Source organism: Streptomyces sp. RPT161 (genome assembly GCF_027533845.1).
Lineage (GTDB): Bacteria > Actinomycetota > Actinomycetes > Streptomycetales > Streptomycetaceae > Streptantibioticus_A > Streptantibioticus_A silvisoli_A.
Window position 1 is genome coordinate 299693 of the sequence record NZ_JAPZVN010000007.1, and the last position, 8278, is coordinate 307970.

Annotated in this window: 5 protein-coding genes; 2 read left to right on the forward strand and 3 right to left on the reverse strand. The window is 72.3% G+C overall.

Features of this window, described 5'->3' with window-relative positions:
* Positions 1-3: 3 nt before the first annotated feature.
* A complete protein-coding gene (locus tag O5O46_RS17605) occupies positions 4-2358 on the reverse strand; it encodes a glycoside hydrolase family 31 protein (protein ID WP_269856390.1) in 2355 nt (784 codons plus the stop codon).
* Between the two features lie 226 nt (positions 2359-2584).
* Here O5O46_RS17605 and O5O46_RS17610 point away from each other — a divergent pair, with 226 nt between their 5' ends.
* On the forward strand, positions 2585-4600 hold the full coding sequence (locus O5O46_RS17610; RefSeq protein WP_269856391.1) for an acetoacetate--CoA ligase: 2016 nt from the start codon (positions 2585-2587) through the stop codon (positions 4598-4600).
* A gap of 143 nt (positions 4601-4743) precedes the next feature.
* The gene (locus O5O46_RS17615) at positions 4744-5682 is read left to right on the forward strand and encodes a hypothetical protein (protein WP_269856392.1); all 939 of its coding nucleotides are present in this window, start codon (positions 4744-4746) and stop codon (positions 5680-5682) included.
* Positions 5683-5776: 94 nt separating this feature from the next.
* Here O5O46_RS17615 and ptsP read toward each other — a convergent pair whose 3' ends face one another.
* Positions 5777-7447, reverse strand: a complete 1671-nt coding sequence (gene ptsP, locus O5O46_RS17620; RefSeq protein WP_269856393.1) for a phosphoenolpyruvate--protein phosphotransferase — start codon at positions 7445-7447, stop codon at positions 5777-5779.
* A gap of 97 nt (positions 7448-7544) precedes the next feature.
* Positions 7545-7994: a PTS sugar transporter subunit IIA gene (locus O5O46_RS17625; RefSeq protein WP_269856394.1), complete on the reverse strand. Its 450-nt coding sequence runs from the start codon at positions 7992-7994 to the stop codon at positions 7545-7547.
* Between the last annotated feature and the right edge of the window lie 284 nt (positions 7995-8278).

Below are 8278 nucleotides of genomic sequence, written 5' to 3' on the forward strand. Positions count from 1 at the left end.
ATGTCAGCTCGGGTTGTGCGCCAACCCCCGGACACTGACCGGGTGGCCGACCTCGTCAGCGCCCTCGCGCTCCACCACCACCGCACCGTCCCGCCACCGGGAGGCGAACCGCTCCACCCGGGGCTGATCCCAGCCGTCCCCCTCGTCGCTGATCAACACCCCCTCGCCGCTCTGCCCGGCCGCCGGAGCCCACACCTCCAACCCGATCCCGTCCTCCACCGCGACCGGCAGCACCGCCCCGGCCCGCACCAGCACCGGCGTACGGTCCAGCGGAGCGGCCAACAGCACCTGGCCGGGGCCGCGGTGGACGGCGCCGGTGGCCGCGTCGTACCACCGGCCGGGCGGCAGCCGAACCGTCCGCGTGGTCGCGCCCTGCTCCACCACCGGCGCCACCAGCAGCGCGTCCCCCAGCAGGAACGCGTCACCACAGGCGCGCAGCCTTCGGTCCTCGGGGTCGTGCCACCACAACGGTCGTACGTACGGCGCGCCCGTGCGCTGCGCCAGATGGGCCAGCGTGTACAGATACGGCAGCAGCCGAACCCGCTCCGCCAGTGCGACCCGTACGCACTCCTCGGCCTGCGGCCCGAACTCCCACGGCTCGCGCCGCCCGGCCTCGATCGCCGAGTGGGTGCGGAAGAACGGCAGGTAAGCCGACAACTGCCACCACCGCACGTACAGTTCCGGCGACGGCATCGCGTGGAAGCCGCCCACGTCCGGACCGGAGTACGGCACCCCGCACAGCCCGAGCCCCAACACCAGTGCCAGCGAGGCCCGCAGTCCCGGCCAGCCGGTCGCCACGTCCCCCGACCAGGTGCCGCCGTAACGCTGCATCCCGGCCCACCCGGAGCGCGAGAAGAGGAACGGCCGCCGGTCCGGCCGCAGTTCCCGCAGCGCCTCGTACCCGGCGCGGGCCATGGCCAGACCGTAGACGTTGTGCGCCTCGCGGTGGTCGCCGCCGCGCCCCTCCATGCCGTGCCGGGCCGAATCCGGCAGCGTCGACTCGCCGTACCGGGCGAACACGGTGAACGACGTGGGCTCGTTCATGTCGTGCCAGAAGCCTGCGAAGCCCTGCTCAAGGCGCTCCGCGTACAGCCCGCCCCACCAACGCCGCACCCGCGGCTCGGTGAAGTCCGGGAACACCGTCTCGCCCGGCCACACCAGCCCGCGCACCACCTGGCCCCGGGCGTCCCGGACGAAGGCGTCCGCGGCCGTCCCGCTGTCGTACACGGCCGAGCCCGGCTCGGCCTTCACCGCGGGATCGACGATGGACACCAGTTGGATGCCGTCCTCGCGCAACTCCTCGACCAGCGACGGCAGTTCGGGAAACGCCTCGCGGTCGACGGTGAAGACCCGGTGCCCGTCGAAGTGGTCGATGTCCAGATGCAGCGCCGAGACCGGCATCCCGCGCTCGCGGTACCCGGCCGCCACCCGCCGCACCTCCTGCGCGCTGCCGAATCCCCAACGGGCGTGCTGGTAGCCCAGCGCCCAACGCGGCGGCAGCGCGGGCCGGCCGGTCAGCGCCGTCCACGTGCCCAGCACCCGGCCCGGGCTGCCCGCCATCACCCAGTACCGCAGCGGACCGCCCTCGAACCGCACCTCGCAGCCGCCCGGCTGGTCGTGCCCGGAACCCGCGCCCTCCTCACCGTCCCGCAGACACACCCACCCGTCCCAGGTGTTGTCGTGGAACACCAGATGGCAGCCACCGTCCGCGACCACGAACTGCACCGGCATCGTGATGTACAGCGGATCGTCCCCGGGACCGAACGGAGCGCACGGATCGGTGTTCCACAACCGGTAGGCACCCGTCGCGAGGCGCGGCCCCGAGGCGCGCCCGCCCAGCCCGAACACCACCGCGTCCGCCGGAGTCCGCGCCCGCTGCACCCACCGCGACATCCGGCCCGACCCGTCCCACCAGCGCGGCGGCAGCTCCCGGCGCAGCGGGACCCCGCCGGGGGTACGGAACTCCACCGCCCCGTGCCGGAAGACGACCACCGTGATCCGCTCCGAGACCACCCGCCAGCCGTCCTTGTCCGGTTCGAGCACCGCACGCGTGTCCGCCTCCGGACACTCACCCGCCAGCGCGTACGACGGCTCCGGTGCCGCGCCGTCCCACCCGCAGAACACCGCACCGCCCACCGCCACCCGCACCCGCAGCGAGGACTGGGCGAACCGCACCACGCCACCACCCGGCAGCGGCTCCGCGCTGTACGCCGCCCCCGGCACCCGGGCCCGCTCCGCACCGCGCGCGGGCAGGTCACGCGCATCGATCCGGCGTCTGCGCCAGGCGGCCCGCACCGCCGGCCAGCCGTTGCGCGACCCCACCAGCCGCAGCGAACGCACAAGATCACGCCTGTCCATGCCGCTAGCCTTCCAGCCCCACCCGGCGTTCCCACCCGCGTTAAGCCACTGTTCACCCTGGCCAGCGAACCCGGATCGGCACGTTCCGGCGCCGAGCGGGGAGAAGCCCCTGGCGCGGCGGACGATCACATGGCATCGTCCTGCCCAGCCCCGCCCGGGGACATTCCGCTCGAGCGAGGTACAACGCACACAGGCGTAAAGCTGCGCCACCCAGGGAGTCGTCACCATGACCAGCGCACCGCAGCCCACCCCTGCTCCGCGTCCCCTCTGGCGGCCGGGCCCGGAACGCATCGCCGCGACCCGGCTGACCCGTTTCCAGGCATGGGCGGCCGAGACGCACGGCGCGCCCACCGGTGACCCGGCCGACCCGCTCGCCGCCTACCAGGCCCTGCACTCGTGGTCGGTACGCGAGCCGGAACGGTTCTGGCAGGCCGTGGTGGAATGGTTCCAGGTGCGCTTCGCCACCCCCTACGAGACCGTGCTCGCCGACGCCGGGATGCCCGGCGCCCGCTGGTTCCCCGGCGCCACCCTCAACTACGCGGAACACGCACTGCGCACCGCCGACGACCAGGACCGCGCCCAGGGACCCGCGCTGCTGTACCTGGACGAGCGGCACGAGATCCGCGAGACCAGCTGGAGCGAACTGCGCCGCCAGGTCGCCTCCCTCGCCGACCACCTGCGCCGCCTCGGAGTGCGCCCCGGAGACCGGGTCAGCGGCTACGTGCCCAACACCCCGCACGCCGTCATCGCCCTGCTCGCCACCGCTGCCGTCGGCGCGGTGTGGACCTCCTGCGCCCCCGACTTCGGCGCCCGAGGAGTCCTCGACCGGTTCCAACAGGTCGAGCCGGTCGTGCTGTTCGCCGTCGACGGCTACCGCTACGGCGGCAAGGAACACGACCGCACCGACACCGTCGCCGAACTGCGCCGCGAACTGCCCGGGCTGCGCGCGGTCGTGCACATCCCGCTGCTCGGCACCCCGGCGCCCGAAGGCGCCCTGGAGTGGGACGCGTTGGTCTCCGGATACGCGGAACCAGTGTACGAGCAGGTGCCGTTCGACCACCCGTTGTGGGTGCTGTACTCCTCCGGCACCACCGGACTGCCCAAGGCCATCGTCCAGTCGCAGGGCGGCATCCTCGTCGAGCACCTCAAGCAGACCGGGCTGCACATGGACCTCGGCCCCGACGACCGCTTCTTCTGGTACACCTCCACCGGCTGGATGATGTGGAACTTCCTGGTCGGCGGACTGCTCGCGGGCGCCGCGATCATCCTCTACGACGGCAGCCCGGGCCACCCCGACACCGGCGCGCAGTGGCGGGTCGCCGAGCGCACCGGAGCCACCGTCTTCGGCACCTCGGCCGCCTACGTCATGGCCTGCCGCAAGGCGGGGGTCCAGCCCGGCCGGGACCACGACCTGTCCGCCGTCAAGTGCATCGCCACCACCGGTTCGCCCCTGCCGCCGGACGGCTTCCGCTGGGTGTACGACGAGGTCAAGGAGGACGTCTGGCTCGCCTCGGTCAGCGGCGGCACCGATGTGTGCAGCTGCTTCGCGGGCGGCATCCCCACCCTGCCGGTCTACATCGGCGAGTTGCAGGGCGCCTGCCTCGGCACCGACCTCCAGGCCTGGGACCCGAACGGCAAGCCGGTCATCGACGAGGTCGGCGAACTCGTGGTCACCGCACCGCTGCCGTCCATGCCGGTCCGCTTCTGGAACGACCCGGACGGCATCCGGTACCGCGAGAGCTACTTCGAGATGTACCCGGGCGTCTGGCGGCACGGCGACTGGATCACCATCACCTCCCGCGGCACCGTCATCATCCACGGCCGCTCCGACTCCACCCTCAACCGCCAGGGCGTGCGCATGGGTTCGGCCGACATCTACGAAGTGGTCGAACGCCTCCCCGAGATCCGCGAATCCCTCGTCATCGGCGTCGAACAGGCCGACGGCGGCTACTGGATGCCGCTGTTCGTCGTGCTCGCCGAGGGCGCGGAGCTCGACGACGCCCTGCGCGACCGCATCAAGCGGGCCATCCGCGCCGAACTCTCCCCCCGGCACGTCCCCGACGAGGTCATCACCGTCCCCGGCATCCCGCACACCCTCACCGGCAAGCGGATCGAGGTACCGGTGAAACGGCTGCTGCAGGGCACCCCGCTGGAGAAGGCGGTCAACCCCGGCTCCGTCGACAACGTCGAACTACTGAGCTTCTACGAGGAGTTGGCGCGGCAGCGGCGAATCAGGAGTTGAACAAAACTCCGGTCATTCTCTCCGCGCGCTGTCAGTGCCCCAGGTTACGGTGAGTGAGCAAGAGTCCGAAGACCGTGACAGGTCAGCGGGCCTACACAGCCGTGCTGCTGTGGCTACGGGGGTAGCCGCACGGAGGGGGAACCATGTCACACACCGAGAACCTCAGCACCTCGCGGCGGGTGTCACGCCGCACCCTGCGCCGCGAAGTGCCCAGCACCGTCGCGTTGCTGGCGGACCGCGAGGACTTCACAGCGATGCGGTCCTACTCCACCTTCGCCTTCCACGACCATGCCCAGTACCTGCGCCAGATGCAGGGCCTGCTGCGCTCACTCGCCGCCCGGGGCATCCACATCAGCGTCGCCCTGTTCGACCCCGCGGAGTTCGCGGCCTACTGCGCCGACACCGGCCAGGACCCGGACACCGCCGCCACCCGCTCCCGGTACATCGCGGAGGTGGCGGCGGGCGGCGCCACGGTCCCGTACCAGGGACAACCCGTCGACCATCTCGTCAGCCAACTCATCGGCGCCGCCGACCGGCGCGCCACCTGGGAGCACGCCACCGAGCTCCTCGCCAGGGCCAGCGGTTGCGACGCCTGCGCGGGCGGCGGCCACAACGCCGCCTTCGACCGGGCCTCCGAGGCACTGTCCCGGCTACTGCGAGCCGCCGGTACCGGCCGGCACCACCTGGTGTGCAGTGTGCCCGTGGTGCGGATCGATGCGGGACCGGACGCGATGGTCGCCGAGGAAAGCCCGCCGCTGGCCGGGGTGTTGCGCGCGCGGTGCGCGGACGACGGCACGGTCCAACTCGGTGAGACCGACGCGCTGGTCTTCTGCACCGTGCTCGCCGTCGGACTCGCCACCGGCAGCCCCGGCGGCGTCGTGCTGCGCACCGGGCGCGGCACGCCCGGCGAGCCGGACCGGGTACGCGGCTGGAGCCTGCGCGACGGCTGGCTGCATCCGCTCACCGAGGCCGAGGTCTTCAACGCCTACTGCACCGACGCCGAAACCGGCGAACCCGTACCGCCGGAACCCGGAGTGACGTACTGCGCGGGAACGCCGCTGCCCCCGCCGTCCGACGCGTGACGGGGCGGGAACACGAAGGGGGCGCCCCGCCGTGACGGCGAGACGCCCCCCAACACCTCTGGTTCCCGGGCGAGTTGAGCGCCCGGGACCGCGGTCACTCGCCGGACAGCACCGCCCGGGCGGCGACACGCGCCTCCTCAGCCGAGTCCGTCGCCCGCGCGGCCGCCGCCGCACGCTCACACTGCGCCAGCGTGTACTTGGCCAGCGTCGCCCGCACATACGGGATGGCGGCGGCACCCATGGACAGGCTGGTCACACCCAGACCGGTCAACACACAAGCCAGCAGCGGATCGGAGGCCGCCTCACCGCACACACCACAGCTCTTGCCCTCGGCCTTGGCCGACTCAGCGGCCAGCGCCACCAGGTCGAGCAGCGCGGGCTGCCACGGATCCTGCAACCGCGACACCGCACCGACCTGGCGGTCCGCGGCGAAGGTGTACTGCGCCAGGTCATTGGTACCCAGCGACAGGAACTCCACCTCCTGAAGAATGGACCGGGCCCGCAGCGCCGCCGAGGGAATCTCGACCATCGCGCCGAACTTCGCCTGCAACCCGGCCTCGCGGCACGCGTCGGCGAACGCCTTGGCGTCGGCACGGTCGGCCACCATGGGGGCCATGACCTCAAGGTAGACCGGCAGCCCCGCCGCGGCCTCGGCCAGCGCCCTCAGCTGCGTGCGCAGCACCTCGGGGTGGTCGAGCAGCGTCCGCAGACCCCGCACCCCCAGCGCCGGGTTGGGCTCGTCCGACGGGGTCAGGAACTCCAGCGGCTTGTCCGCGCCCGCGTCCAGCACCCGCACCACCACACGGCCCTGCGGGAAGGCCTCCAGCACCTTGCGGTACGCCTCGACCTGCTTCTCCTCCGAGGGCGCCTTCTTGCTGTCGTCCAGGAAGAGGAACTCGGTCCGGAACAGGCCCACGCCCTCGGCACCGGCCTCGACCGCCGCCGGAACATCGCCCGGACCGCCGACATTGGCCAGCAGCGGGACCTTGTGCCCGTCCGACGTGGCACCGGGACCGACCGCCGCGGCCAGCGCCGCCTTGCGCTCGGCGGCAGCCGCCTCCAGAGCAGCACGCTTCTCGGCGCTCGGGCTGACGAAGACCTCACCCGTGCTGCCGTCCACGGCCACCACACTGCCCTCGGCAAGCTCGCTCGCGCCCGGCAGCGCCACCACGGCCGGCACGCCCATCGCGCGGGCCAGGATCGCGCTGTGGCTGGTCGGGCCGCCCTCCTCGGTGACGAAACCGAGCACCAGAGACGGATCGAGCAGCGCGGTGTCCGCCGGTGCGAGGTCCCGTGCGATCAGTACGTACGGCTCGTCGCTGTCCGGCACGCCCGGCATCGGCACGCCCAGCAGCCGGGCCACGATGCGGTTGCGGACGTCGTCCAGGTCGGCCACCCGGCCTGCCAGGTACTCCCCGGCTCCGGCCAGCAGCGCCCGGTACGCGGCGAAGGCGTCATAGACGGCACGCTCCGCGGTGCTGCCCACGGCGATCCGGCGCTCCACGTCGGACATCAGCTCGGGGTCCTGGGCCATCAGCGCCTGGGCCTCAAGCACCGCCTGGGCCTCACCGCCCGCCAGATTGCCGCGTGCGATCAGATCGGCGGCCACGGCCTCCACGGCCTGCCGCGCCCGGCCCTGCTCACGGGGGGCCTCATCCGTGGGGATCTGCTTCGCCGGTGGTTCGAGCACCGCGGTGCCCATGTGGCGTACCTCGCCGATCGCCACACCGTGGCTCACACCGACGCCTCGCAGCGTTGTCTCCATCTCACCCGTCTCCGGTTGATGCGGCGGTGGCCGCCGCGCTCGTGATTACCGCGTTCGCCCGGCGTCGAATATGACGGCGCCGCGCCCGGGGCGTCGGTCAGCTCCAGGAAAAGAGCTGGTCGCCAGCCTTCACATCGCCGTCTTCCCGCAGGTCGCCCAGCGAATCGGCGGTGGCCTCCAGCGCCACCACCGGGCAGACCGGCGACTTACCGGCCTCCTCGACCGCCGCCGGGTTCCACCGCACCACGGCCTGCCCCCGGGTAACGGTGTCGCCCTTGTTGACGAGCAACTCGAAGCCCTCACCGTTCAGCTGAACAGTGTCGATGCCCAGGTGGGTCAGCACGCCATGGCCGTTCGCGTCCACGACCACGAACGCGTGCGGGTGAAGGGAGACGACAACACCGTCAACCGGCGCCAGCGCCTCGGACGGCTCGCGCACCGGGTCGATCGCGGTCCCAGGACCCACCATCGCGCCGGAGAACACCGGATCCGGCACCGCGGCGAGCCCGATGGCCCTTCCGGGGAGGGGGGACGTCACAGTCGTCATGGGAAGCCTCCTATGTGCGGAGTTCATAGGCGCCGTCCCATCTTGTACCGGACGGCGGTACCGCTAGAGCAGCCTAACGTCATGGCCGACCGGTTTAGACCATTGGCGGTGAGCTGGGGTTGGCCGCGCGGTGGGGCCCACCGCCGCGAGGTCCGCGGCGAGGGCCGCGGATTGGCGGCCCGGGAGGGGATTTGCTTCCGGTGCGGGGCTCCAGTACGTTTACACCTCCGCTTCCACGAGTGCCGCGGACACATGTGTGTTCAGATGGCTCACCTGCTGGGGGC

Excerpts from the sequence above, each read along its gene's own strand:
- O5O46_RS17605 (WP_269856390.1), bottom strand. The coding sequence starts at position 2,358 with ATGGACAGGCGTGATCTTGTGCGTTCGCTGCGGCTGGTGGGGTCGCGC.
- O5O46_RS17610 (WP_269856391.1), top strand. The coding sequence starts at position 2,585 with ATGACCAGCGCACCGCAGCCCACCCCTGCTCCGCGTCCCCTCTGGCGG.
- O5O46_RS17615 (WP_269856392.1), top strand. The coding sequence starts at position 4,744 with ATGTCACACACCGAGAACCTCAGCACCTCGCGGCGGGTGTCACGCCGC.
- ptsP (WP_269856393.1), bottom strand. The coding sequence starts at position 7,447 with ATGGAGACAACGCTGCGAGGCGTCGGTGTGAGCCACGGTGTGGCGATC.
- O5O46_RS17625 (WP_269856394.1), bottom strand. The coding sequence starts at position 7,994 with ATGACGACTGTGACGTCCCCCCTCCCCGGAAGGGCCATCGGGCTCGCC.